The following is a 26007-nucleotide window of genomic DNA, read 5'->3' as shown; positions in this document are numbered from 1 at the left end:
CTACTTAGTTGCGGTACAACACTTTAATCACGTGATAACCGAACTGGGTATGCAGTGGGCCGTAAGGCACCAGAAGCGGGCAGGAAAACACCACTTTATCGAAAGCGGGTACCATTGCACCCTGTTTGAACTCGCCTAAGTGGCCGCCTTTCTTGCCCGAAGGGCAGGTGGAGTGCTTTTTGGCCAGTTTCTCAAAATCTGCGCCCTGTTCCAGCTGAGCCAGAATCTCCTGCGCCTGTTTCTCTTCCTTTACAAGGATATGGAGTGCTGCTGCGGTTTTTGCCATGATCGTACCTTGAGTCGTATGGATGCTGCTGGCTATACTACCACGCTGAATTTCTCTTTCCTTCTGTCATTTCATCGAGCGACTTCCCTATGCGTCTGAATCCTGGCCAACAACATGCCGTCGAATTCGTTACCGGACCCTGTCTGGTACTGGCCGGTGCGGGGTCGGGCAAAACGCGCGTGATCACCAATAAAATAGCGCACCTGATCCGTGAATGTGGTTACCAGGCCCGGCATATTGCGGCGGTAACCTTTACCAATAAAGCCTCGCGAGAGATGAAAGAGCGCGTGGCGCAAACGCTGGGGCGCAAAGAGGCGCGTGGTTTAATGATTTCAACCTTCCATACGCTGGGGCTGGAGATCATCAAACGTGAATATGCAGCTCTGGGGATGAAATCCAACTTCTCGTTGTTTGACGACCAGGATCAGCTGGCGCTGCTGAAAGATCTGACCGAAGAGTGGCTGGAGAACGATAAAAATCTGCTGCAACAGCTGATTTCGACGATCTCTAACTGGAAAAACGATCTGATGGATCCAGCCCGCGCGGCTGCAGGCGCCCAGTCGGAAAGAGATAAACTTTTCGCTCATTGCTACGGGCTGTATGACAAACACCTGAAGTCCTGCAACGTGCTCGACTTCGACGATCTGATTCTACTGCCAACGCTGCTTTTCCAGCGCAACCTGGAGGTGCGGGAAAGGTGGCAGCAGCGCATCCGTTACCTGCTGGTGGATGAATATCAGGATACCAACACCAGCCAGTACGAGCTGGTGAAACTGCTGGTGGGTTCCCGTGCCCGCTTTACCGTGGTAGGAGATGACGATCAGTCTATCTACTCCTGGCGCGGCGCGCGGCCGCAAAATCTTGTGCTGCTAAAGGAAGATTTTCCCGCGCTGCAGGTGATCAAACTTGAGCAGAACTACCGCTCATCAGAGCGCATTCTGAAAGCGGCCAATATCCTGATTGCCAATAACCCTCATGTGTTTGAGAAGCGGCTCTTTTCGGAACTGGGTTACGGCGCCGAGCTGAAAGTGGTGACGGCAAATCATGAGGATCACGAAGCCGAGCGTGTGACCGGCGAGCTGATAGCCCACCACTTTATTAATAAGACCCAGTACAAGGATTACGCCATTCTTTATCGTGGCAATCACCAGTCGCGGGTTTTTGAAAAGATGCTGATGCAGAACCGCATTCCTTATCGCATTTCCGGGGGGACCTCGTTCTTCTCCAGACCGGAAATCAAGGATCTGCTGGCCTACCTGCGCGTTCTGACCAACCCTAATGATGACAGCGCTTTTATGCGCATCGTGAACACACCCCGGCGCGAGATTGGCCCCGCGACGCTGCAGAAGCTGGGCGAATGGGCCATGCAGCGAAATAAAAGCCTGTTCACTGCCAGTTTTGATATGGGGTTGGGACAGACGCTTTCCGGCCGCGGCCTGGAATCACTCCAGCGTTTTACCTTCTGGCTTCAGGAGGTGGCGCACCTGGCCGAGCGTGAGCCGGTGGCTGCAGTACGGGACCTGATCCGTGGCGTGGATTATGAGAGCTGGCTGTTTGAAACCTCTGCCAGCCCGAAAGCGGCTGAGATGCGCATGAAGAACGTCAACACGCTGTTCCAGTGGATGACGGAGATGCTGGAAGGCAGCGACATTGATGAGCCGATGACGCTGACTCAGGTGGTGACGCGCTTTACGCTGCGCGACATGATGGAACGCGGTGAAAGCGAGGAAGATGCAGATCAGGTTCAGTTGATGACGCTGCACGCGTCGAAAGGGCTGGAGTTTCCCTACGTCTATCTGGTCGGTATGGAAGAAGGATTGCTGCCGCATCAGAGCAGCATTGATGAGAATAACGTGGAGGAGGAGCGCAGACTGGCTTACGTGGGCATTACCCGTGCGCGTAAGGAGCTGACGTTTTCTTTATGTCGCGAGCGCCGTCAGTATGGTGAGGTGATCCGTCCTGAGCCGAGCCGTTTCCTGCTGGAGCTGCCGCAGGATGATCTAAAATGGGAAAGCGAGCGTAAGGTAGTCAGCGCCCAGGAGCGGATGCAGACGGGGCAGAGCCGCGTGGCTAACCTGAAGGCGATGCTGGAAAAGGCGAAAAGCAGATAAGCACGCTGGTTTTGTACGAAATAAAAGGGCCACAGGCCCTTTTTTACTGCCTGCCGCCAGGCGGGGTTTTATCAGGCGCTTCAGCCAACGGTCAGCGGCCAGTGCACATAGCTCTGCCAGTGACACTCCTGCTCCAGCAGCTCAGCCCTCAACGGATGCACCTCCAGCCAGCCAGCCGGTAACGTCACATGTAATGCATCATCATCAGCATGCAGCCGCACGGCGGGCAGGGTGTCATCCCGCCTGCGGCTTGAGAAAATAATGGCCAGCCGCAGCAACCGGCACAGTCTTTCCGCCATCCGCGGAGGAACGGCATTTTGCTGGCTGAGTAATGCCAGATCGATGCTGTTCACCTGATTTTGCAGCAGGGTAGCCAGTAGTTTTTTCTGTGCGGGGGTAAAGCCAGGAAGGTCGAGATGACGGATTAAATAGGCGGCGTGCTGCGGCGCCTGTTTGAAATCCACGCTGAGGCCAATTTCATGCATCAGACAGGCGCTGTCCAGCAGCTCGCGACAGCGTTCATCCAGCTTCCAGCTCTGGCTTACCTGACGGACAAAACTCTCTGCAAGGAGGCGCACGCGCTCGGCCTGTTCCGCATCAATATTAAAACGGCGCTGGATATTGTGCAGCGTGCGGTTGCGGATATCCCGATCCACCGGCAAATGCAGCATGCCATACACCAGCCCTTCACGCAGCGCGCCGCCTGCCAGCGTCATACTGCTGATACTCAGTTCGGTGAAAATGGCAATCAGAATCGACAAGCCGCTGGGGAAAACCAGCGCCCGCTCCAGCGTCAGCCCTTCGATCTCCAGTTCTTCCAGCTTGCCGCACTGAATGGCACGCTGCTTTAGCTGCTGCAGTTTACTCAGGGTGATACGTTCATCCATGCCCTGAGCCATCATGATCTCCTGCAGCGCCTGCACCGTGCCGGAGGCGCCGACGCAGACCTGCCAGCCGTGCGCGCGCAGCTGCGCAGCGATCGGGCGAATCATCGTCCGGGCGGCCTGTTCAGCCTGTTCGAAATTCTCTTTTCCCAGATGACGATCGCCAAAATAGCGCTCCAGCCAGGTTACACAGCCCATCGACAGGCTGAAAAGAGAGGTGGTTTGCGAACCGCTGCCGGTCACCAGTTCCGTGCTGCCGCCGCCAATATCGACGACCAGCCTTTTATCTGACCCACCGGTGGTGTGCGCTACGCCCTGATAAATCAGCCGTGCTTCTTCTTCACCGCTGATTACATTTATGGCAGAACCAAGAATTTGCTGAGCGGTTTGCAGGAAGGTTCCTGCATTTGCCGCGAGCCTGAGCGTGGCGGTGGCTACAACGCGAATTTGTTCTGCGGGGATATCCTGCAGCTGCTCTGAGAACAGCCGCAGGCATTGCCAGCCTCGCTCCATCGCCTCATCAGAGAGATGACTTTCGCTATCCAGGCCAGCCGCCAGACGCACTTTGCGCTTAATGCGCGCCACGGTCTGGATGGTGCCGGCAACCTCGCGCACCACCAACATATGAAAACTGTTCGATCCCAGATCGATAGCAGCATAGAGTGATGACGCGCTCAGCATGGCAGCCTTAACCTGAACGTTTGCGGTTATTGTTGCGTGGCGCACCGCTGCGGCGATTGTTGTTGCCGCCGCGACGAGGACCGGTGCCGGAGCGACTGCGGGTTAACCGTTTCGCTGGCGGCAGGTCACTCATCAGCGCATCGCTGTTGTAACGGCTTACGGTAATGCTGTGGCCGATATACTCTTCGATAGCGGGCAGATTCAACGCGTACTCTTCGCAGGCGAGGCTGATTGAGTGCCCGTTGGCGCCAGCACGCCCGGTACGACCAATACGGTGAACGTAATCTTCACGATCGTCCGGTAAGTCGTAGTTAAAGACGTGCGTCACGGCTGGAATATGCAGACCACGGGCGGCAACGTCAGTCGCGACCAGGATATCCAGATCCCCTTTAGTGAAGTCGTCCAGAATACGCAGACGTTTTTTCTGAGCCACATCACCGGTCAACAGCCCGACACGATGACCATCCGCAGCCAGATGGCCCCAGATATCTTCACAACGGTGTTTGGTGTTGGCGAAGATAATGGCGCGATCCGGCCACTCTTCTTCCAGCAAGGTTTGCAGAAGGCGCATTTTTTCTTCATTAGAAGGATAGAACAGCTCTTCTTTGATGCGGTGGCCGGTTTTCTGCTCTGGCTCCACTTCCACATATTCGGCATTGTTCATGTTTTCAAATGCCAATTCACGAACCCGGAAAGAGAGCGTGGCGGAGAAGAGCATGTTTAAACGCTGATTCGCTGCCGGCATACGACGGAACAGCCAGCGGATATCTTTGATAAAGCCCAGATCGAACATGCGATCCGCTTCATCGAGCACCACCACCTGAATGGCGCCAAGATTAACGTGATTCTGTTTGGCGTAATCGATCAGGCGACCCGTGGTGCCGATCAGAATGTCTACGCCGCTCTCCAGCACTTTCAGCTGTTTATCATAACCGTCGCCGCCGTAAGCCAGACCGAGCTTGAGGCCGGTGGCTTGCGTCAGCGGTTCCGCATCGGCATGAATCTGCACCGCTAATTCACGGGTCGGGGCGAGGATCAGCGCACGCGGCTGATTCACCTGACGCCCTTCTGGTGCAGGGTGAGAAAGAAGATGATGGAACGTTGACGTCAGAAACGCCATCGTTTTCCCGGTACCGGTTTGCGCCTGTCCCGCTACATCACGCCCTGAGAGCGTGAAAGGTAATGCCAGCGCCTGAATCGGCGTGCAGTTATGAAACCCTTTAGTTTCAAGGGCTTCAATCACCTGAGGGTGCAGGGCGAAGTCGGAAAACTTCTGTTCAGTTAAGTGTGTTTTGCTCATAGTGTGGTAGAATATCAGCTTACTATTGCTTTACGAAAGCGTATCCGGTGAAATAAAGTCAACCTAAGTTGGCAGATTTTACGCCAACCAGCCAGGCATAATCTTTTGGAGTAAGACATGAGCAGCGATAAAATTGTTCACCTGACCGACGACAGCTTCGAATCTGACGTATTAAAAGCAGAAGGTTTGACGCTGGTCGACTTCTGGGCAGAGTGGTGTGGTCCTTGCAAAATGATCGCCCCGATCCTCGATGAAGTTGCTGAAGAGTACGACGGCAAGCTGACAATCGCAAAACTGAATATCGACGACAACCCGGGCACCGCGCCTAAGTACGGGATTCGTGGTATTCCTACTTTGCTGCTGTTCAAAAACGGCGAAGTAGCGGCGACCAAAGTCGGCGCGCTGTCTAAAGGCCAGCTCAAAGAGTTCCTGAACGCGAACCTGGGCTAACAGCCAGTCCGGGGACTGGTGCGGAGAAAGATTTTGCTCCCCGCCAGCCGCCCGGCATATTTTTAGCTCGCCGCTAGACGTTTGCCATCAGTCATGCTAAGTTGTTTTTACTGCACTACGCACTTACCTGTAGTTTGAATCTTAGATTTACTCCTTGTTGAACGCCGTACCATCTTCTCCTTACGGGCATTCAGCAATCTGACGGTTAGCATCATCAGAATTTCCGGCGTCTTGTCCTTACCGTCTCCTCGTATCTGATTCGCGTTTTCCTACACGTGATCGTCGGGATGCTGACAAGAGTGCCATTAACAGGCATGGATTTTTCGCCATACCACTTACGACAATCATTCCGAGATTTACCCCGAGTTTAAGAACCCACCATTATGAATCTTACCGAATTAAAAAATACGCCGGTTTCTGACCTGATTACACTCGGCGAAAATATGGGGCTTGAAAATCAGGCTCGCATGCGCAAACAGGACATCATTTTCTCTATCCTCAAGCAGCACGCGAAAAGCGGCGAAGATATCTTCGGCGACGGCGTCCTGGAGATACTGCAGGACGGATTTGGATTCCTCCGTTCTGGAGACAGCTCCTACCTCGCCGGTCCTGATGATATCTACGTTTCCCCAAGCCAAATTCGCCGTTTTAACCTTCGCACTGGTGACACCATTTCCGGCAAGATCCGCCCGCCGAAAGAAGGTGAGCGCTATTTCGCCCTGCTGAAAGTTAATGAAGTTAACTTCGATAAGCCTGAAAACGCCCGCAACAAAATCCTGTTCGAAAACTTAACCCCGCTTCACGCAAACTCCCGTCTGCGTATGGAACGTGGCAACGGTTCAACAGAAGATTTGACCGCACGCGTGCTGGATCTGGCTTCTCCAATTGGTCGTGGTCAGCGTGGTCTGATCGTGGCGCCGCCTAAAGCTGGTAAGACCATGCTGCTGCAGAACATCGCAACCAGCATCGCTTATAACCATCCAGACTGCGTACTGATGGTTCTGCTGATTGACGAACGTCCGGAAGAAGTTACCGAGATGCAGCGTCTGGTGAAAGGCGAAGTGATCGCCTCGACCTTTGATGAGCCCGCTTCCCGCCATGTGCAGGTTGCTGAAATGGTGATTGAAAAGGCCAAGCGTCTGGTTGAGCACAAGAAAGATGTGATCATCCTGCTGGACTCCATTACCCGTCTGGCGCGTGCTTATAACACCGTGGTTCCCGCTTCCGGTAAAGTTCTGACCGGTGGTGTGGATGCTAACGCCCTGCACCGTCCAAAGCGTTTCTTCGGTGCTGCGCGTAACGTAGAAGAGGGTGGAAGCCTGACCATTATCGCCACCGCACTGGTTGATACCGGTTCGAAAATGGACGAAGTGATCTACGAAGAGTTTAAAGGTACAGGCAACATGGAACTGCATCTGGCGCGTAAAATCGCCGAGAAGCGTGTGTTCCCTGCTATCGATTACAACCGTTCAGGTACGCGTAAAGAAGAGCTGCTGACCACTTCTGAAGAGCTGCAGAAGATGTGGATCTTGCGTAAGATTATTCATCCAATGGGTGAAATCGACGCCATGGAGTTCCTCATCAATAAGTTGGCCATGACCAAAACCAACGATGAGTTCTTCGATATGATGAAACGCTCTTAAGAGCGTGTTATCTGCCGTAAAAAGCGGGGGCAGGGCTTGCTCAATCTCCACTTTTTTGCTTTTCGGGAATGAAAAGTCGCCTGCGGCCGCAAAGATAAGAAAACTCGGGGAACGCCACGCTCAGACGTGGCGTTTTTCGTTTTTGAGTTATACGATATTTCGAGACTGAGTTGAGACAGCGTTCAACGGATCAGGGCAAAAGTATCGTCTTCGGGATGCAATGCGTTCTTCTTGCTCAAAAAAAAACAGAATCTTAGTGACGTGTTTGGCACAATGTATGCCGAGAATACAATTAGATTCATAGCAGAGAGCTGGTTAATGTGAATTTACTCAATTTGAGTACTGAGCTTGCGTTTATCTTCCTGTTTTCACTTGCATTTCTTTTTTTTGCACGGAAAGCAGCTAAACGAATTGGGTTAGTGGACAAACCCAACTATCGTAAACGCCATCAGGGGGTGATCCCGCTTGTGGGCGGTATCTCTGTGTTTGCCGGGATATGTTTTACTTTCTCCATTACAGATTATTATGTCCCCCATTCCCTGCTTTATCTCGGTTGCGCAGGCGTACTGGTGCTGATTGGAGCGATTGACGATCGTTACGATATCAGCGTCAAATTCCGCGCCGCTGTGCAGGCTGGTGTGGCGGGCGTGATGATGGCAGCCGCGAATCTTTATCTGCTCAGCCTGGGCTATATTTTTGGCCCGTGGGAGTTGGTTGTCGGGCCGTTTGGTTATGTGCTGACGCTCTTCGCCGTCTGGGCTGCGATCAATGCGTTTAACATGGTTGATGGCATCGACGGGCTGCTGGGCGGCTTATCCTGCGTCACTTTCCTGGCTATGGGTATTATTCTGCTGTTGGATGGACAGCAGAGCCTGGCAATGTGGTGTTTCGCCATGATTGCAGCGATCGTCCCTTACATTCTGCTTAATATGGGGCTCTTCGGTCGTCGCTATAAAGTCTTTATGGGCGATGCTGGCAGTACCTTAATCGGCTTTACCATTATCTGGATCCTGCTTGAAGCCACGCAGGGGAAAAATCATCCCATTACCCCGGTCACAGCGTTGTGGTTAATTGCTATCCCGCTGATGGATATGGTGGCAATAATGTACCGCCGCCTCAGTAAGGGCATGAGTCCTTTCTCTGCCGACCGTCAGCATATTCACCATCTGATCATGCGGGCCGGCTTCACCTCCCGCCAGGCCTTTGTGCTGATCACCGCGGCAGCCGCGCTGCTGGCAGCGGTAGGCGTGCTGGGCGAATACCTCTCTTTCATTCCTGAATGGATGATGCTGGTGCTGTTCCTGCTCGCCTTTATGCTCTATGGCTACTGCATCAAACGCGCATGGCGAGTAGCGCGTCTTCTGAAGCGTTTTAAACGCCGTATGCGCCGCAACAGTAAAGCGTCCCAGACAGACTGATTTTGCCCTGATAAAAGGAACACGAAGTATGACGCATCCTGACGTTAACCATAACGAACTGGATATTCGCGGGCTCTGCTGCACGTTATGGCAGGGTAAAAAATGGATTGCCGGGAGCGCGTTGGTTTTTGTCCTGCTGGCCTGGCTCAGTTCCCTGTTGATGACGCCCAAGTGGAGCACCACTGCGGTAACCGATCGTCCCACCGTCAACATGTTAAGCAGTTACTACTCCCAGCAGCAGTTTCTGAATAACCTGGATTATCGGGCCAGTCAGTCTGCGGCTCTGCCACCTTCGGTAATGGATGAGGCGTACCAGGAGTTTGTTATGCAGCTCTCTGCGTATGACACCCGCCGCGAGTTCTGGCTGCAAACCGACTATTTTAAGCAGCGGCAAAGCGGCAGCGTGAGCGAAGATGCAGCTCTGCTGGATGAGATGATCGCCAATATTCAGTATCAGCCAGCCGATGCGGCTAAAAACCTGAATGACTCCGTGCGGCTGGTTGCCGAAACGGCGAAAGAGGCCAATACGCTTCTGCGCCAGTATGTGGCCTTTGCCAGTCAGCGTGCTGCAACGCACCTGAATGAGGAGCTCACCGGCGCATGGGCCGCTAAAACCACGCAGCTGAAAGCTCAGGTTAAAAGGCAGGAAGCCGTAGCGAAAGCGATCTATGACCGGCAGGTAAACAGCGTGCAGCAGGCGTTGAAAATCGCTCAGCAGCAGGGTTTCGAGCAGGCCAAAACGGATACGCCCTCCGAACAGCTGCCAGATTCTGAACTTTTCCTGCTGGGCCGCCCGCTGTTGCAGGCCAGGCTGGAGAATCTTCAGGCCAGCGGACCCAGCTACGATCTGGACTATGATCAAAACAGAGCCATGTTAGCGACGCTGAATGTAGGCCCAACGCTGGTGAAGACTTTCCAGACTTATCGCTATTTGCGTACGCCGGAAGAACCGGTAAAACGTGACAGCCCTCGTCGCCTGTTTCTGATGATCATGTGGGGTGCTGTAGGGGCCCTGACTGGTGCCGGGATAGCACTGGCCCGCCGGAAGCGTCAGTAAGCGTCCACCCTTGTCATTACCAGACAGACGAATGAAAGAGAGTAACAGTGAAAGTATTAACTGTTTTTGGCACGCGTCCGGAAGCGATCAAAATGGCGCCGCTGGTTCATGCGCTCGCACAGGATAGCGAGATTGAGGCGCGTCTTTGCGTCACCGCCCAGCATCGCGAGATGCTGGATCAGGTGCTGCAGCTGTTCGCTATTGTTCCGGATTACGATCTCAACATTATGAGTCCGGGTCAGGGGCTGACAGAAATCACCAGCCGTATTCTTGAAGGGTTGAAAGCGGTATTTGCCGAATTTAAGCCCGATGTGGTGCTGGTGCATGGCGACACCACGACTACCTTTGCCGCCAGCCTGGCGGCATTTTATCACCGTATACCTGTAGGGCACGTTGAGGCAGGATTACGCACCGGGGATCTCTATTCCCCCTGGCCTGAAGAAGCCAACCGCACGCTCACGGGCCACCTTGCCTCCTGGCACTTCACACCGACCGAAAATGCCCGCCAGAATCTGCTGCGTGAAAACCTGCGTAGCGAGCGGATGTTTGTCACCGGCAACACGGTGATTGACGCGCTCTTCTGGGTCAGGGACAGGGTGTTAAGTGATGAAGCGCTACGTCAGGGGCTGGCCACGCGCTATCCGTTCCTGATAGCTGAGAAAAAGCTGATCCTGGTCACCGGCCACCGACGCGAGAGCTTCGGCGGCGGGTTTGAGCGTATCTGCAGCGCGCTGGCGGAAATCGCCCGGCTGCATCCGGATGCGCAAATTGTTTATCCGGTGCACCTCAACCCTAACGTCAGCGAGCCGGTTAACCGCATCCTTAGCGATATCGACAATATCTTTCTGATTGAACCGCAGGAGTACCTGCCCTTTGTCTGGCTGATGGTACGCTCCTGGCTGATCCTGACCGATTCAGGCGGCATTCAGGAGGAAGCCCCTTCACTGGGGAAACCGGTGCTGGTGATGCGGAACACCACGGAAAGGCCCGAAGCGGTTGAAGCGGGTACGGTGAGGCTGGTAGGCACCGACACACAGAAAATTGTTAATGAAGTCACTCGTCTGCTTACGGATGAGGAGGCTTATCACTCTATGAGCCGTGCCCACAACCCTTATGGGGACGGCCTGGCCTGCGAACGTATCGTGCAGGCGCTGAAAAATAACCGGGTTTCGTTATGACTTTCAATACCATCTCCATCATTGGCTTAGGCTACATTGGCCTGCCTACCGCTGCGGCCTTTGCTTCACGGCAAAAAAAGGTCATTGGCATCGATATCAATGCGCAGGCGGTTGAGACCATCAATCGCGGCGAAATTCATATTATTGAGCCGGACCTGGACCGCGTGGTGAAAACGGCGGTTGAACAGGGTTTTCTTCGGGCCTCCACGCAGCCGGAAGCGGCCGATGCTTTTCTGATTGCGGTGCCCACTCCCTTTAAGGATGAGTATCAGCCCGATCTCTCCTGGGTTAAAGCCGCCGCAGAGTCGATAGCGCCGGTGCTGAAAAAGGGCGATTTAGTGATCCTCGAATCCACGTCGCCCGTGGGCGCCACAGAACAGATGGCGGCCTGGCTCTCCTCCTCGCGTCCTGATTTGAGCTTCCCCCAGCAGGCGGGCGAAGCGGCCGATGTGAACATAGCCTACTGCCCTGAGCGCGTACTGCCGGGCAAAGTGATGATTGAACTGTTCAAAAACGATCGGGTGATTGGCGGTATGACGGCGGTTTGCTCTCAGCGCGCCTGCGATCTCTACACTATTTTTCTGGAAGGCGAATGTGTGGTGACCAATGCCCGCACGGCTGAAATGTGTAAGCTGACTGAAAACAGCTTCCGTGACGTCAATATCGCCTTTGCTAACGAGCTGTCGCTGATCTGTGCCGATCAGGGGATCAACGTCTGGGAGCTGATTCGCCTGGCGAACCGTCATCCCCGGGTGAACATTTTGCAGCCTGGCCCGGGAGTTGGCGGACATTGTATTGCCGTCGATCCGTGGTTTATTGTGGCGCAAAATCCGGTTCAGGCACGCCTGATCCGCACGGCGCGTGAAGTGAACGACAGCAAACCTCAGTGGGTGCTTGAACAGGTAAAAAAAGCGCTGGCAGAGAGCCTGACCAGCAGCGACAAACGTGCCAGCGAGCTGACGATCGCCTGCTTCGGGCTGGCCTTTAAGCCAGACATTGACGATCTGCGGGAAAGCCCCGCCATGCATGTGGCTGAAATGATTGCCGGCTGGCATCCCGGCACCATGCTGGTTGTTGAACCCAATATCCACCAGCTTCCCCGCTCTTTAAAAGAGAAGGCCGAGCTGGTCTCGCTTGATGAAGCCTTACTGCAGGCGGATGTGCTGGTAATGCTGGTCGATCATGCGCAATTTAAAGCGCTCGATCGCCAACGCGTCCGGGCGCATCAAGTTGTTGATACCAAAGGAGTCTGGCAGTGAGGCGAATAGCGATCACCGGAGGAGCCGGCTTTATTGGTTCGGCAGTGGTGAGACATATCATCGCCACCACTGACGATCACGTGCAGGTTATTGATAAGCTGACTTATGCAGGCAACCTGGCTTCGCTGAGCGCGGTGGCTGAAAATCCCCGTTTCTCTTTTACCAGAGTCGACATTTGTGACCGTGAGGCGATTGAGGCGGTGATAGCTGATTTTCGTCCCCACCTGATTATGCATCTTGCGGCTGAGAGCCATGTCGATCGCTCGATTGATGGCCCCAGCGCTTTCATTGAAACCAATATCGTAGGGACTTATACGATGCTGGAAGCGGCCCGCCGCTACTGGGCATCTCTGCCTGCGGATGAAAAAGAGGGTTTCCGCTTTCATCATATTTCCACGGATGAAGTGTTCGGCGATCTCGAAACAGACAGCGATTACTTTACCGAAAACACCCCCTATGCACCCAGCAGTCCCTACTCGGCGACTAAGGCCAGCAGTGACCATTTAGTGCGGGCATGGCAGCGGACTTACGGCTTGCCGACCATCGTCACCAACTGCTCCAATAATTATGGTCCTTATCATTTCCCCGAGAAGCTGATCCCGTTGATGATTATCAATGCTCTGGCGGGCAAGCCCTTACCTGTTTATGGCGATGGCGCCCAGATTCGGGACTGGCTCTATGTGGATGACCATGCTGAGGCGCTTTATCAGGTGGTCACCGCTGGCAGGGTGGGCGAGACCTATAATATTGGTGGGCACAACGAGCGGCGTAATCTCGATGTCGTTGAAACGCTGTGTGATTTATTGAATGAACTGGCTCCCGTTAAGCCCAACGGCATCGCTGATTTTCGCGAACTCATTACTTTTGTTGCCGACAGACCGGGCCACGACCGCCGCTACGCTATCGATGCCGGTAAAATCGAGCGTGAGCTGGGCTGGCGTCCACAGGAAACGTTTGAAACAGGAATGCGTAAAACCGTCAGCTGGTTCCTGGCAAACCCGCAGTGGTGGCAAAGCATTCTGGATGGCAGTTACCAGGGCGAGCGTTTAGGGCTCTCATTATGAATGCCCTGAGGAGAATGACATGAAAGGTATCGTTTTGGCGGGCGGCTCCGGAAGCCGGTTACATCCCATCACCCGTGGCATCTCGAAGCAACTGCTGCCCGTTTACGATAAGCCGATGATCTATTACCCCCTTTCCGTGCTGATGCTGGCGGGGATCCGCGATATTCTGATCATAACCACGCCGGAGGATAAACAGCATTTTCAGCGGCTGTTAGGGACAGGCGAAGAGTTTGGTATCCAGCTCACCTATGCTGAGCAGGCACATCCGGATGGGCTGGCTCAGGCGTTCATTATTGGCGAATCCTTCCTCAACGGTGAAGAGTGCTGTCTGGTGTTAGGGGACAACATCTATTTTGGCCAGGGATTCAGTCCAAAACTGCGGCAGGTGGCGGCCAAAACCCAGGGCGCAACAGTTTTCGCTTATCAGGTGATGGACCCTGAACGCTTTGGTGTGGTTGAGTTTGATGATGCCTTCCGGGCGCTCTCGATCGAAGAAAAACCCAGCAGCCCTAAATCTCGCTGGGCGGTAACGGGCCTCTATTTTTATGATAACCGCGTGGTGGAGTTCGCCAAAAAGGTGAAACCTTCTGAGCGGGGCGAGCTTGAGATCACCTCCATCAACCAGATGTATCTGGAGCAGGGTGAACTTTCAGTACAGCTGCTCGGGCGCGGTTTTGCCTGGCTGGATACCGGTACCCATGACAGTCTGATTGAAGCCAGCACCTTTGTGCAAACAGTAGAAAAACGTCAGGGATTTAAAATTGCCTGCCTTGAAGAGATTGGCTGGCGTAACGGCTGGCTGACGGATGACGATGTCCTTCGCTCTGCGCAGGCGCTGGCAAAAACCGGCTACGGCCAATATCTGGTAGATCTTCTGCATGCCCGTCCTCGTCAATATTAAACCGCTGCAGTGGGAGAATGCGTTCTTCCGGTTGCAGAGCGGGCTGATTGAATTCAGCGGCGAAACGCCGCTAAGCGACTCCCTGTTCGCAGGCTATGACATTCTTCAGGCAAAGGTGCTGACACAGCAGGTTGCCGAGCTGGATGCATTGACCTCGCTGGGCTTCCGCCTGGTGGAAGGGGAGGCGGACTTTGTGCTGGGGATTGACTCAGCGAGTCGGCCAGAAGGGATTAAAATTGCGCGGCAGGAACATATTCCCGCGCTGCGTGTAGCGGCGGCAGGCGCCTTTGCCCACAGCCGCTTCCGCGCGCCCTGGTATCAGCCTGATGCCAGCGGCAGGCTCTATGCGCAATGGATTGAAAATGCGGTGCTGGGCACCTTTGATCATCAGTGCCTGCTGGCTGTGAATAGTCAGGGAAGCCTGCAAGGGTTTGTTTCACTACGGGAACTCGCTGATGGCAGCGCCAGAATCGGGCTGCTGGCCACGCTACCGGAAGCGCAGGGTCTGGGCGTGGGACAGCGACTGGTAGAAGCCGCCGCCGACTGGTGCCGCGCCCGGCGTCTGACCCGGCTCCATGTTGCCACGCAGCTGGCTAATCTGCCTGCTCTCCGGCTTTATCAACGCTGCGGGGGCGTTATCGAACGCACCGCTTACTGGCTCTACAGGTAAATTATGATCCCGTTTAACGCCCCACCGGTAGTGGGAACCGAACTCGACTATATGCGATCGGCGATGGGCAGCGGCAAACTCTGCGGCGACGGCGGTTTTACCCGGCGTTGCCAGCAGTGGATGGAGAACAAATTTGGCAGCAGGAAAGTGCTGCTGACCCCCTCCTGCACCGCCTCACTCGAAATGGCCGCCATCCTGATTAACATCCAGCCTGGCGATGAAGTGATCATGCCAAGCTATACCTTTGTCTCTACCGCCAATGCCTTTGTGCTGCGCGGGGCGACTATCGTCTTTGTGGATATCCGTCCGGACACCATGAATATCGATGAGACCCTGATTGAAGCAGCGATCACCGAGAAAACCAGAGCGATTGTCCCGGTACATTATGCCGGGGTGGCCTGTGAGATGGATGTGATTATGGCGCTGGCAGACAAGCATCAGCTCTATGTCATCGAAGATGCCGCGCAGGGCGTGATGTCCACCTGGAAAGGCAAGGCGCTGGGGACGATAGGGCATATTGGCTGCTTCAGCTTCCATGAAACTAAAAATTACACGGCAGGCGGCGAGGGCGGCGCAACGTTGATCAACGATCCCGCCCTGGTAGAGCGTGCCGAGATCGTTCGCGAAAAAGGCACCAATCGCAGCCAGTTTTTCCGTGGTCAGGTGGATAAATATACCTGGCGGGATATCGGCTCAAGCTACCTGATGGCGGATTTGCAGGCTGCTTATCTCTGGGCGCAGCTGGAAGCGGCCAGCCGCATCAACGATCAGCGCCTGCGGCTCTGGCAAAATTATTACAGTGCGCTGCAGCCCGTTGCCGGGAGCGGACGCATTTCCCTGCCGGTTATTCCAGCCGACTGCCAGCACAACGCGCACATGTTTTACATCAAGCTGCGTGACAATGACGATCGGACTGCGCTCATCGAGTGGTTGAAAGAGGCTGAAATTCTGGCGGTCTTCCACTATATCCCGCTGCACTCATCACCCGCAGGAGAGCGCTTTGGTCGCTTCCAGGGGGAAGATCGCTTTACTCACTCTGAAAGCGAGCGCCTGTTGCGTCTGCCCCTGTTCTATAACCTCTCCGATAACAATCAGCAGACGGTGATTAGCTCGCTGCTGAGCTATTTCTCCTGATATGTCACTGGCTAAAGCTTCTGTGTGGACGGCAGCGTCCACCCTGGTCAAAATTGCGGCCGGGCTGCTGGTGGTTAAAATGCTGGCGCTCTCTTTTGGCCCGGCGGGCGTGGGGCTGGCTGGCAATTTTCGTCAGCTGATCACCGTGCTCGGCGTGCTGTCGGGGGCGGGTATCTTCAACGGCGTAACCAAATATGTTGCGGAGTATCAGCACGATCCGCAGCAGTTACGGGCCGTGACCGGTACGGCTTCCGCAATGGTGCTGGGGTTCTCGACCCTGCTGGCTGTGCTATTCCTGCTGTTTGCCGCGCCGATAAGCGTGAAGTTGTTTGGGCAGAGTGAATACCAGAACGTGGTGCGGATTGTGGCTTTTCTGCAGGCTGGCATCGCCTGGGCTAATCTGGCACTGGCGGTGGTGAAAGGCTATCGGGACGCCAAAGGCAATGCGCTGGCTTTGATCCTCGGCAGCCTGATCGGCGTTATGGCCTGGTTCGTTTGTTACTGGCTCGGTGGCTACAGCGGGGCGCTGGTGGGGATGGCGATGGTGCCAGCCCTGGTGGTGATACCTGCGGCGATCCTGCTGGCAAAGCGGGAGCATCTGCCGCTGCGCTTTCTCAAGCCCAGCTGGCACAGCGAGGTTGCCCGTAACCTGAGCAAATTTACCTTAATGGCGTTGATGACCTCCGTTACGCTGCCGGTGGCGTGGATAATGATGCGAAATCTGCTGGCAGAGCATAATGGCTGGGAGCAGGTGGGGCTGTGGCAGGGCGTTACCACTATTTCAGATGCCTACCTGCAGTTTATCACCGCCTCCTTCAGCGTTTATCTGCTGCCCACGCTGTCGCGTCTCACCAATAAGCAGGCGATCTCGCGCGAAATCTTTCGTTCTCTGAGCTTTGTTTTACCGGCCGTAATGGTTGTCAGCCTGCTGGTCTGGCTGCTGCGTGATGTGGCTATCTGGCTGCTTTTCTCCAGTCAGTTCACCGGGATGCGCGACCTCTTTATCTGGCAGCTCACCGGCGATGTTTTTAAGGTTGGCTCTTATGTATTCGGTTATCTGGTGATTGCCAAAGCTTCACTCCGTTTTTATGCTCTGACCGAAATCAGCCAGTTTCTGCTGCTGACGCTGTTTGCGCGCTGGCTGATCCCGTTACACGGCGCCACCGGAGCGGCTCAGGCCTATATGGCAACCTATCTGATTTATTTTGTCCTCTGCGCGGGCACCTTTTTTCTTTATCGTAGAAAAGTATGACAACATTGATTCACGTTCTTGGCTCACCTGTCCCGCATCACAATCAGACTGTGCTGCACTTCTTTAATGATGTTGTGGCAGAAGCTGTGCCAGACAGCGAACCCCGCCAGTTTTGGGTTGCAGGAAAAGCGGGGGAGTTCTCTGCTGCTGATAACCTGGCTATCCGTTGGTTTGCCAGTAAACGCGACCTGGCGGATGCCGTAGTGGCACAGGCCAGAGCCGACAGAGAGATACGCTTCTTTTTTCATGGGCAGTTCAATCCCTGGATCTGGCTGGCGATCCTCACAGGCAAGCTCAAACCGGCCCAGGTGTACTGGCATATCTGGGGCGCGGATCTTTATGAGGAGGCTGGCGGGCTGAAGTTCCGCCTCTTCTATTTTATGCGGCGTCTGGCGCAAAAGCGGGTGGGGCAGGTCTTTGCCACGCGCGGAGATATCAGCCATTTTCAGCAGCGCCATCCCGCGGTCCCCGCTTCTCTGCTCTATTTCCCCACGCGGCTGTCGCAGGCCCCTTTGCCGGCTGAAAAGCAGAAAACAATGACCATTCTGGTCGGAAACTCCGGCGATGCCAGTAATCGTCATCTGCAGGCGCTGCAGGAGATCCATCAGCAGTTTGGCGATGAGGTCAACGTGGTCGTGCCGCTGGGCTATCCGGAGAATAATGAGGCCTACATTCAGCAGGTGCGCGAAGCGGGGCTGGCGCTGTTTGCCGCAGAGCGGTTACAGATCCTCACGGAAAAGCTGGAATTCGAAGCCTATTTACGGCTGATCTCAGGGTGCGATCTGGGGTATTTTATTTTTGAACGCCAGCAGGGGATCGGCACGCTCTGTTTGCTGATCCAGGCTAACGTACCCTTTGTCGTCAATCGCAAAAATCCATTCTGGCAGGACCTCACCGAGCAGCAGATTCCGGTGCTGTTTGCTGGCGATGCGCTTGATGCCGGAGTAGTGAGTGAAGCCCGTCGGCAGATGACGCTACTGGATAAAACTTCAATTGCCTTTTTTGAGCCCGCTTATCTAAAGGGCTGGAAACAGGCGCTGGCTCTGGCGGAAGGAGAAACGGCATGACGCTGATGCAATTTGCGGGACTGCTGGTCGTCTATCTGCTGTCGCTTGGCCTGATCCTGACGCTGACCTGGCGTGAGTTTCGTCGGGTGAAATTTAATTTTAACGTCTTCTTTTCGCTGCTTTTTTTACTGACATTCTTTTTCGGCTTCCCGCTGACCTGCACGCTGGTGTTTGGTTTTAATGTGGCGGTGGTTCCGGCGGAATACCTGCTCCAGGCGCTGCTTTCAGCAACCGGCTTTTACGCTATCTATTATGTCAGCTACAAAACGCGCCTCAGGGCAGCGACTGAGAAGCCGGGGCGACAGGTTTTCAGCATCAACAGGGTCGAGGCGCACCTGATATGGGGAATTCTCGCGCTGATTGCGCTGGGTACCGTGCTGGTTTTCTTCCTGCACAACGGCTTTTTACTCTTTAAGCTGCACAGCTACAGCCAGATCTTCTCTGCTGAGGTTTCTGGCGTGGCCCTGAAGCGCTTTTTCTATTTCTTTATCCCGGCGATGCTGGTGGTCTATTTCCTCAAGCCGGGTTTTCGCAGCTGGCTCTTTTTCCTGGTGACCACGGTGGCATTCGGGCTGCTGACCTATGCGATCGTAGGCGGTACCAGAGCAAACATCATTATTGCCTTCGCCCTGTTTCTGTTTATCGGCATCATTCGCGGCTGGATCACGCTCTGGATGTTGGCTGTGGCAGGTATAGCGGGGGTGGTCGGCATGTTCTGGCTGGCGCTCCGTCGTTATAACCTGGAGGTCAGCGGCGCTGAGGCATTTTATACTTTTCTCTATCTGACCAGGGATACCTTCTCTCCCTGGGAGAATCTGGGCCTGCTGCTGCAAAATTACGACAAAATTGATTTTCAGGGGCTGGCGCCCATCGTGCGGGATTTTTATGTGTTTATCCCGAGCTGGCTCTGGCCTGACCGTCCCTCCATGGTGTTAAACAGCGCAAACTATTTCACCTGGGAGGTGCTGGAGAACCATTCTGGTCTGGCGATATCCCCGACGCTGATAGGTTCGCTGGTGGTGATGGGGGGTGCCTGGTTTATTCCGCTGGGAGCGGTCGGCGTGGGGCTGATCATTAAATGGTTCGACTGGCTCTACCAGAAAGGGCAGCAGGAGACCAACCGCTATAAAGCGGCCATTTTGCAAAGTTTCTGCTTTGGCGCGGTATTCAATATGATTGTGCTTGCCCGCGAGGGGCTTGATGCGTTCGCCTCCAGAATCGTCTTTTTCTGTCTGATTTTTGCTGCTGCCGTTGTGGTGGCAAAGCTGCTGTTCTGGCTGCTGGACAGTGCGGGTCTGATTCGAACCCGTGCCCCGGCGGTGCCGGTTCATAACTGATTTTTATCGGGCCTCCGGGCCCGATTTGCTGCATTTGACCTCAAGGAACGCATCATGGATCTCCCTTCCGTACCGCTTTACCAAATCCGGGGCTTCACGCTGCTGGGTTTTCGCGATATGCCCGCTTTTCTGGATTACCTCTATCAGGATCAGAGGCTGAAAACCGGGACGCTGGTTGCCATTAATGCTGAAAAGGTGCTGACGGCGGAAAGCCAGCCGGAGATCCAGCAGCTGATTAGTGAAGCGGAATACAAATATCCGGATGGCATCAGCATCGTACGTTCAATCCGTAAAAAATACCCCAAAGCGGTCGTCTCCCGTATAGCGGGTGCCGATCTCTGGGAAGCGCTCATGGAACGGGCAGGAAAGGAAGGAACGCCCGTCTTCCTGATTGGCGGAAAGCCGGAGGTGCTGACGCAAACCGAAGATAAGCTGCGCCGCCAGTGGAATGTGAACATTGTGGGTTCACAGGATGGCTACTTTGCACCTGCCGATCGCGAAGCCTTGTTTGCCCGCGTTCAGGCCAGCGGCGCGCAGATCGTGACGGTGGCAATGGGGTCGCCACGTCAGGAGATCCTGATGCGGGATTGCAAGCTGCTCTGGCCGCAGGCTCTCTATATGGGCGTAGGCGGCACCTATGACGTTTTCACCGGACAGGTTAAGCGTGCGCCTTTGATCTGGCAGAAAATGGGGCTGGAGTGGCTTTACCGGCTTATTTCACAGCCATCACGCCTGCGCAGACAGCTCAGATTGCTGAAATATCTTAACTATCACTGGCGCGGCGATCTTTAAGAATGCTTTTTTCGGCAGGCTTAAAGGGGCGAAAGGGGCCATATTGGCCCGTAAAGGGCCGGAAAACGTTCGTCATTTAGACAGAACGCACAAAGCGTAATCAAACGCGATATTTAGTGATAAAAAGCCCTGGACAGGATCGGCTCAAGTCCGTAGTATGCACATCCGCAACGGCGCTACGCGCCCGTAGCTCAGCTGGATAGAGCGCTGCCCTCCGGAGGCAGAGGTCTCAGGTTCGAATCCTGTCGGGCGCGCCATTAATTTTGTGCGCAAGAGCTGCGGTGGTAGTTTTACCGCGTTAAGTACCAAAAGCGTTAAAGAAGTGCAGAAGTAGATGTGGTGGCTATAGCTCAGTTGGTAGAGCCCTGGATTGTGATTCCAGTTGTCGTGGGTTCGAGTCCCATTAGCCACCCCAGATTTTGTCAGGTATGCGAAGGTGGCGGAATTGGTAGACGCGCTAGCTTCAGGTGTTAGTGTCTTAACGGACGTGAGGGTTCAAGTCCCTCTCTTCGCACCACAAAATCAGCAGTTATGTGAAGAAGCAGTATTCGGCGAGTAGCGCAGCTTGGTAGCGCAACTGGTTTGGGACCAGTGGGTCGGAGGTTCGAATCCTCTCTCGCCGACCACTTTCAAAAACTTGCCGAGGCAGGTTTTTTTGCTTAAGGTCCACGGATCTGAAGCCGCAGTAGATGAGTACCGCAGTATTCGGCGAGTAGCGCAGCTTGGTAGCGCAACTGGTTTGGGACCAGTGGGTCGGAGGTTCGAATCCTCTCTCGCCGACCAACATTGAAAAACCCCGCTTCGGCGGGGTTTTTTGCTTTCTGCGCACTGATAAACAAAAAGCTCACCACGCCGTCGCTACTTTGCGACATTTATCTCTTTGAAAAATATAGAAATGTATTTTAGCTGCTAATTCTGTCTCTGTTCAGAGACTTTCACCACGCTTTTGAGGGGGAAAAGATAGAATCATCCCCTTATAAACCTCGCTGGTAAAATAAAAACCTTTCAGAATCAAATGATAAAAAATTTATGATCTGAACTGATGGTCTGTGGCACGCTTTGTGCAATAATCTCGCTGTAGATGCTCATTCCACTCCTTATGATTGTTAACGCTTCATAAATCCGGGAATGATGCAGAGCCCTTTACGGTATCTGTTGTCCAACCGCCAGTATCGCTCAGGCCTTACTGGAGTCCGGGACATTACGTTGAGTCGGATACCAGCCAAATTGTCTTACCGACCTGATTTTTACACCTGCCTTAGTGCAGGTGTTTTTTTATCTGCAGGGTGGATAAAAGGCGTAAAAAAACCGGGCGCCAGGCCCGGTTGATTGCACGGCAAAGCTTAAGGTGCGTTTTTCAGGGTCAGTAATAACCCGTCACGGCGCATCTCTGCAGCTTCTTCAGGCTTATGCTGGCGGTCTAACGCATCTGCCAGCCACGCATAATCAAATGCATCCGGACGCTGCTTAAGCGCCTCCCTGAACGCTTCCGCTGCCTGTTCCCACTCGCCATGCTTCATCAACAGCTGACCCAGCGTGCTGTGCAGCAGCGGCGTTGCGCCATGCTGTTTGATTTGCTGACGGAGCGCTTTTTCCAGCTGCTCAGGATTACCGGTTTTGAGACGCGGCATTAGCAGGATCAGACGTTCATCATAAGCGCGCTTCAGACCATCCAGCACGATTTCCTGCGCCGTCTCATGGTCGTTACAGACGATCAGATGATCCGCCATGGCGACCTGAAGGGCCGTTTCATGACGCGTTTTACGACTCTGAGCCTGCCACCAGCGCTTCAGCCCTTCGCTGCCCTGGTCGGCCATTGCCTGATTCATCAGGCCAAGCCACGCCTCCTGCTGCAGCGCCAGACGATGCGCCGGATCGGAAACCTGGGATTTTTCCATCGCCGGGAGAATGTCGAGCAGGGCGCTCCAGGCCTGAGTACGGACATAAGCCTGTTCAGCCAGACGCAGCACTTCCGGATGGCGTGGAGCCACTTCCAGCAGGCGGTCAACACCATGACGCGCCGCGTGATCCTCATTACGTGCCAGTTGCACACGTACGCGGGTGATCTCAACCGGCAGCTGATCGCTTCCGGCCAGCTCGGCTGCGCGTTCCAGGTGTTGGTTAGCGCGGGTTTCATCGCCACGCTGTTGCGCCGCTTCCGCTGCCAGCAGGTAGTTTACGACGGGTTGTTCAGCATGATCGGCATTGCGCGACAGCAACTTCTCAACCTGACGATAATCACCTTCAGCAAGTTTGACCAGCGCGGCATTGGTTTGCTTACGGGCGCGGCTGCGTTTGCGGCCCCTGAACCAGCCACGTGTTTTTACGCCGGTGCGTAATAAGCGCCGCAGGATCCATTCAACGACCAGGATAACGATCAGTGACAGGATCAGGATGATTGCCAGCCCGGTGACGCTGGTTTCAATATTCCAGCTGTCAGTCTGGATCAGTACATAGCCCTGATGACCCGCCAGCAGCGGGCCAAGCACCACGCCTGCAATCAGTAAAATAAACAGTATCAGCACTTTAAGCATGCTTATTCTCCCTGCTGCTGTTGCCCGGCACTGGGCTGCGCCAGCAGGTTACGCACGCGCGTCTGCATCAGTTTATCCAGCATTGGCTGGCTTTGCAGCGCATCAGGCACATCCATAGAAACGCTCTGCTGACTCAGGTCGTCGAGCTGAGTAAGGAAGGCTTTGGTGGCCGGATCGTTGGTGTCGAACCATGCACGAACCCAGGCGGAGACCGTATCGATGGATTGCTTGTAAATCTGGTCCTGATGACGCGGAACAGCCTGAGCAGCGATCAGCAGACGCGAACGAATATTTTCACGCAGGTAGACATCCTGATTCGGTGCCAGCAGAGGCTCAGCCGTGGTATCACGACGGCGAATGGTAATAAAGTCATCCATAAAGTTATGCCAGCTCTTGACCAGATTCTGACGCCATTCGCGCAGGGAAGAAGAGAGCTCGTCGCTGTCCTGATCCATTGGGCTGTCATCGCTGTCGTTATCCGCAAGGCGCAGATTGTCGACCCCGTTGGAGAGCTGATTCAGCTTCAGGATGATGCCATCATAGTCCACCTGGCTCACCGCAGAGAGGCCGCTGATATCCTGGGTTAACGCCCGGCGAACATCGATCAGGCTGGGGTCATTCATATCGGCCAGGCTGGCATCGGCGCTTTTTAACAGAGCCGCAGCGGTAGTGACATCCTGATCGCTCCACAATTTACGGCCAGCCAGTTTCACCAGGTAATCAGCCTGAGCCAGCAGCCAGGTGTGGGCATCATTGCCGGAGATAGTGGCAACTTTTTCTTTCAGCTCATCCAGCTGCTGGCTGGTAGCTGCTTGCTGCTGATGGGCAGTCTCTAACGCGCTGGTTTGCTTAGCCAGCTGTTGCGTCAGCGTTTGCTTATCGCTGGCGGCCTGCTGTTGCAGATCGGAAAGTTGATTAGCCAGCGTCTGGTTAGCCGCGGCCTGCTGTTGAGCCTGGTGTTTACCATTTATATAAAGTCCCACGCCAATAGCCAGCGCGATCGCTATCGCCAGAATGCCTAACGCCGTGCCGCTATTTTTCGACTTGCGTGGTTCTGGTGTAGAGGTCTCAACCGCTGGGGTGGTTTCATCAACCATGGCGGAGGAATCTTTTTGTTCCGTCATTGTGGCACATCCCATATTTAAGTTTAGCGTAACGCGCGCAGCAAGGCGTCGTTATCGGCACCATCGGCCACCCTGATGTCTCGCCAGCCCAGTTCCCTGGCGCGGGTAGCCAAACGTTCACTGACGACAACCAGTCGGCAGTGCAGAAGCCATTCCTCGCGATCGATCTCGGGGAACAGCGAATAAAGCTGTTGCAGCATCTCTCCACTGGTGACTACCAGGGTATCAACCTCTCTGTCGCGCCAGCGACGGCCTTCAATCGCGCCCTGGTAAATTTTTGCACAGCGTTGATAGCATTCAATAAACTCTACAGAAGCGCCACGAGCTTGCAAGGTCTCCGCAAGCAACTCCCGCCCACCGTTACCGCGTAAAATAATCGCCCGTTTGTTGGCAACCTGCTGCAGGGCGGGAAGCTGAATCAGCACTTCGCTGGTCTCACGCTCATGCGGCCAGACAACCTCCAGGCCGCTGGCGGCGTGAAGTGCCAGCGCGGTGGTGCGACCAATAGCATAATAGTTCAAGCTGTCAGGCCAGGCAGCCTTTGCGCGTAACATTGCTGGCTGCGCGTAATGGATAGCGTGCTGAGAGAGGATAAAAACCAGGTCACCCGGCTGCAGGCGGGCAAGGCTATCTGCCAACTTGTCGAGATCCACGCCTGGCGTGAACTCTATTAAAGGCATCGCCCAGGCCGCCCGCCCCTGCTGGCATAATCGGCTGACCAGCTCATCGGCAGCCGGGGCGGGGCGGGTGACCAGGATACTCATTGCGGCGGATTTCCCTGATAGACTTCTTTAAGGATTTCACGGGCGCCGTTGTCCAGCAGCTCTTCAGCCAGAGATATGCCCATTTTCTCAGCTTCTTCCTTCGGGCCACGTCGTTCACCGCGAACCATCACTTTGCCATCTGGCGACCCCACAAGGCCGCGCAGCCAGAGCTCATCACCCTGCAGCAGCGCAAAACTGCCGATAGGAACCTGACAGCCACCTTCCAGGCGCGTGTTCATCGCCCGCTCCGCTTTAACGCGAATAGCGGTCTCTTCGTCATTCAGCGCTGAGAGCAGGGCAATAGCCTGAGCATCGTCCAGTCGGCATTCAATTCCCACTGCACCCTGGCCCACGGCAGGCAACGACTCTTCGGCCGGCATGGCGTGGCGGATACGGTCGCCCAGGCCAAGACGTTTCAGCCCCGCAACGGCGAGAATAATAGCATCGTACTCACCGGCATCCAGCTTGCCCAGACGTGTTCCCACATTCCCACGCAGCGAACGGATAACCAGGTCCGGGCGACGGGCGCTGAGCTGACACTGACGACGCAGGCTTGAAGTACCGACCACGGCACCCTGAGGCAGAGCGTCTACCGAATCGAACTGATTAGAAACAAAGGCATCAAGCGGATCTTCCCGCTCGCAGATAGTGACCAGCCCCAGCCCTTCAGGGAACTCAATCGGCACGTCTTTCATTGAATGAACGGCGATATCTGCGCGATCGGAGAGCATCGCCTGTTCCAGCTCTTTGACAAATAATCCCTTGCCGCCGACCTTCGCCAGCGGCGTGTCCAGGATCACATCACCCTTGGTGACCATCGGGACCAGTTCGACGCGCAGCCCCGGATGGCAAGCCATCAGACGCTGCTGAACATAATGTGCCTGCCAGAGTGCAAGCGGACTTTGCCTGGTGGCAATTCTTAAAATTTTGTCTAACATGCTTCTTACCGTTTTTATCGTTCATTGATTATCCTATCATTGATACGGGAATGCTGTCAGTTTCCACGGTTTTTAACGGCAGGAAGAAGGCAGGCTGAGGGATCGAAAAGTCGGGCGATCGTAAAACGTGCTAAACTGTTGTGTAGCGCAACTTTCTTTACGG

General features: G+C 54.7%; 22 protein-coding genes and 5 tRNA genes. 20 read left to right on the top strand and 7 right to left on the bottom strand.

Features of this window, described 5'->3' with window-relative positions; translation table 11 throughout:
• Positions 1-4 precede the first annotated feature (4 nt).
• Positions 5-286, bottom strand: coding sequence for a peptidylprolyl isomerase PpiC (gene ppiC / locus Q3V30_RS20375; protein ID WP_306208930.1), 282 nt, complete (start codon positions 284-286; stop codon positions 5-7).
• A gap of 89 nt (positions 287-375) precedes the next feature.
• On the opposite strand from ppiC, the gene rep reads away from it, so the two are divergent.
• On the top strand, positions 376-2397 hold the full coding sequence (gene rep / locus Q3V30_RS20370) for a DNA helicase Rep (RefSeq protein WP_306208929.1): 2022 nt from the start codon (positions 376-378) through the stop codon (positions 2395-2397).
• Between the two features lie 80 nt (positions 2398-2477).
• Here rep and gppA read toward each other — a convergent pair whose 3' ends face one another.
• Both gppA and rhlB read right to left on the bottom strand, forming a co-directional pair.
• Positions 2478-3962, bottom strand: a complete 1485-nt coding sequence (gene gppA, locus Q3V30_RS20365) for a guanosine-5'-triphosphate,3'-diphosphate diphosphatase (protein WP_306208928.1) — start codon at positions 3960-3962, stop codon at positions 2478-2480.
• A gap of 7 nt (positions 3963-3969) precedes the next feature.
• Positions 3970-5262, bottom strand: a complete 1293-nt coding sequence (gene rhlB, locus Q3V30_RS20360) for an ATP-dependent RNA helicase RhlB (protein ID WP_306208927.1) — start codon at positions 5260-5262, stop codon at positions 3970-3972.
• Between the two features lie 117 nt (positions 5263-5379).
• Between rhlB and trxA the strand changes: the two genes are divergently transcribed.
• The 19 genes from trxA (at position 5380) to Q3V30_RS20265 (ending at position 21267) form a co-directional block, all read left to right on the top strand.
• Positions 5380-5712: a thioredoxin TrxA gene (gene trxA / locus Q3V30_RS20355; protein WP_034898144.1), complete on the top strand. Its 333-nt coding sequence runs from the start codon at positions 5380-5382 to the stop codon at positions 5710-5712.
• Positions 5713-6095: 383 nt separating this feature from the next.
• A complete protein-coding gene (gene rho / locus Q3V30_RS20350; protein ID WP_306208926.1) occupies positions 6096-7355 on the top strand; it encodes a transcription termination factor Rho in 1260 nt (419 codons plus the stop codon).
• 320 nt (positions 7356-7675) lie between these two features.
• Positions 7676-8773: a UDP-N-acetylglucosamine--undecaprenyl-phosphate N-acetylglucosaminephosphotransferase gene (wecA, locus tag Q3V30_RS20345; protein WP_306208924.1), complete on the top strand. Its 1098-nt coding sequence runs from the start codon at positions 7676-7678 to the stop codon at positions 8771-8773.
• A gap of 28 nt (positions 8774-8801) precedes the next feature.
• Entirely contained in the window at positions 8802-9830 is a 1029-nt protein-coding gene (wzzE, locus tag Q3V30_RS20340; RefSeq protein WP_306208922.1) for an ECA polysaccharide chain length modulation protein, read from the top strand.
• Between the two features lie 47 nt (positions 9831-9877).
• Positions 9878-11008 carry a non-hydrolyzing UDP-N-acetylglucosamine 2-epimerase gene (wecB, locus tag Q3V30_RS20335; RefSeq protein WP_306208920.1) on the top strand — a complete coding sequence of 377 codons (1131 nt, stop codon included), beginning with the start codon at positions 9878-9880 and terminating at the stop codon, positions 11006-11008.
• Positions 11005-12267: a UDP-N-acetyl-D-mannosamine dehydrogenase gene (wecC, locus tag Q3V30_RS20330; protein WP_306208918.1), complete on the top strand. Its 1263-nt coding sequence runs from the start codon at positions 11005-11007 to the stop codon at positions 12265-12267. Before wecB ends, wecC begins: the two co-directional genes overlap by 4 nt.
• Positions 12264-13331 (top strand): dTDP-glucose 4,6-dehydratase, encoded by a 1068-nt coding sequence (gene rfbB, locus Q3V30_RS20325; RefSeq protein ID WP_306208917.1) that lies wholly within the window; start codon positions 12264-12266, stop codon positions 13329-13331. Before wecC ends, rfbB begins: the two co-directional genes overlap by 4 nt.
• A gap of 19 nt (positions 13332-13350) precedes the next feature.
• The gene (rfbA, locus tag Q3V30_RS20320) at positions 13351-14232 is read left to right on the top strand and encodes a glucose-1-phosphate thymidylyltransferase RfbA (RefSeq protein WP_306208915.1); all 882 of its coding nucleotides are present in this window, start codon (positions 13351-13353) and stop codon (positions 14230-14232) included.
• Positions 14210-14902 (top strand): dTDP-4-amino-4,6-dideoxy-D-galactose acyltransferase, encoded by a 693-nt coding sequence (gene rffC / locus Q3V30_RS20315; RefSeq protein WP_306208914.1) that lies wholly within the window; start codon positions 14210-14212, stop codon positions 14900-14902. Before rfbA ends, rffC begins: the two co-directional genes overlap by 23 nt.
• A gap of 3 nt (positions 14903-14905) precedes the next feature.
• Positions 14906-16036, top strand: a complete 1131-nt coding sequence (gene rffA / locus Q3V30_RS20310) for a dTDP-4-amino-4,6-dideoxygalactose transaminase (protein WP_306208912.1) — start codon at positions 14906-14908, stop codon at positions 16034-16036.
• A 1-nt stretch (position 16037) separates the two neighbouring features.
• Positions 16038-17288, top strand: coding sequence for a lipid III flippase WzxE (gene wzxE / locus Q3V30_RS20305; protein WP_306208910.1), 1251 nt, complete (start codon positions 16038-16040; stop codon positions 17286-17288).
• Entirely contained in the window at positions 17285-18355 is a 1071-nt protein-coding gene (locus Q3V30_RS20300; RefSeq protein ID WP_306208908.1) for a TDP-N-acetylfucosamine:lipid II N-acetylfucosaminyltransferase, read from the top strand. The genes wzxE and Q3V30_RS20300 overlap by 4 nt, the downstream gene beginning before the upstream one ends.
• Complete coding sequence (wzyE, locus tag Q3V30_RS20295; protein WP_306208906.1) at positions 18352-19692, top strand: ECA oligosaccharide polymerase; 1341 nt, start codon at positions 18352-18354, stop codon at positions 19690-19692. The genes Q3V30_RS20300 and wzyE overlap by 4 nt, the downstream gene beginning before the upstream one ends.
• Before the next feature lie 51 nt (positions 19693-19743).
• Positions 19744-20484, top strand: a complete 741-nt coding sequence (gene wecG / locus Q3V30_RS20290; protein WP_306213263.1) for a lipopolysaccharide N-acetylmannosaminouronosyltransferase — start codon at positions 19744-19746, stop codon at positions 20482-20484.
• A gap of 180 nt (positions 20485-20664) precedes the next feature.
• Positions 20665-20741, top strand: a tRNA-Arg gene (locus Q3V30_RS20285).
• Between the two features lie 82 nt (positions 20742-20823).
• A tRNA-His gene (locus Q3V30_RS20280) sits at positions 20824-20899 on the top strand.
• A gap of 15 nt (positions 20900-20914) precedes the next feature.
• A tRNA-Leu gene (locus Q3V30_RS20275) sits at positions 20915-21001 on the top strand.
• Positions 21002-21033: 32 nt separating this feature from the next.
• Positions 21034-21110, top strand: a tRNA-Pro gene (locus Q3V30_RS20270).
• Between the two features lie 80 nt (positions 21111-21190).
• A tRNA-Pro gene (locus Q3V30_RS20265) sits at positions 21191-21267 on the top strand.
• Between the two features lie 560 nt (positions 21268-21827).
• Here Q3V30_RS20265 and hemY read toward each other — a convergent pair.
• The 4 genes from hemY to hemC are packed head-to-tail and all read right to left on the bottom strand — an operon-like array spanning position 21828 to position 25844.
• Positions 21828-23018 (bottom strand): protoheme IX biogenesis protein HemY, encoded by a 1191-nt coding sequence (gene hemY / locus Q3V30_RS20260; protein WP_306208904.1) that lies wholly within the window; start codon positions 23016-23018, stop codon positions 21828-21830.
• A 2-nt stretch (positions 23019-23020) separates the two neighbouring features.
• The gene (gene hemX / locus Q3V30_RS20255; RefSeq protein ID WP_306208902.1) at positions 23021-24142 is read right to left on the bottom strand and encodes a uroporphyrinogen-III C-methyltransferase; all 1122 of its coding nucleotides are present in this window, start codon (positions 24140-24142) and stop codon (positions 23021-23023) included.
• A gap of 23 nt (positions 24143-24165) precedes the next feature.
• Positions 24166-24906 carry a uroporphyrinogen-III synthase gene (gene hemD, locus Q3V30_RS20250; RefSeq protein ID WP_306208900.1) on the bottom strand — a complete coding sequence of 247 codons (741 nt, stop codon included), beginning with the start codon at positions 24904-24906 and terminating at the stop codon, positions 24166-24168.
• Entirely contained in the window at positions 24903-25844 is a 942-nt protein-coding gene (hemC, locus tag Q3V30_RS20245) for a hydroxymethylbilane synthase (RefSeq protein WP_306208898.1), read from the bottom strand. Before hemC ends, hemD begins: the two co-directional genes overlap by 4 nt.
• Positions 25845-26007 lie beyond the last annotated feature (163 nt).

Origin of the sequence: Erwinia pyri (genome assembly GCF_030758455.1) — a bacterium.
Lineage (GTDB): Bacteria > Pseudomonadota > Gammaproteobacteria > Enterobacterales > Enterobacteriaceae > Erwinia > Erwinia pyri.
Note: the sequence above shows the minus strand (reverse complement) of the source record. Positions and strands in the feature narration are given on the sequence as shown.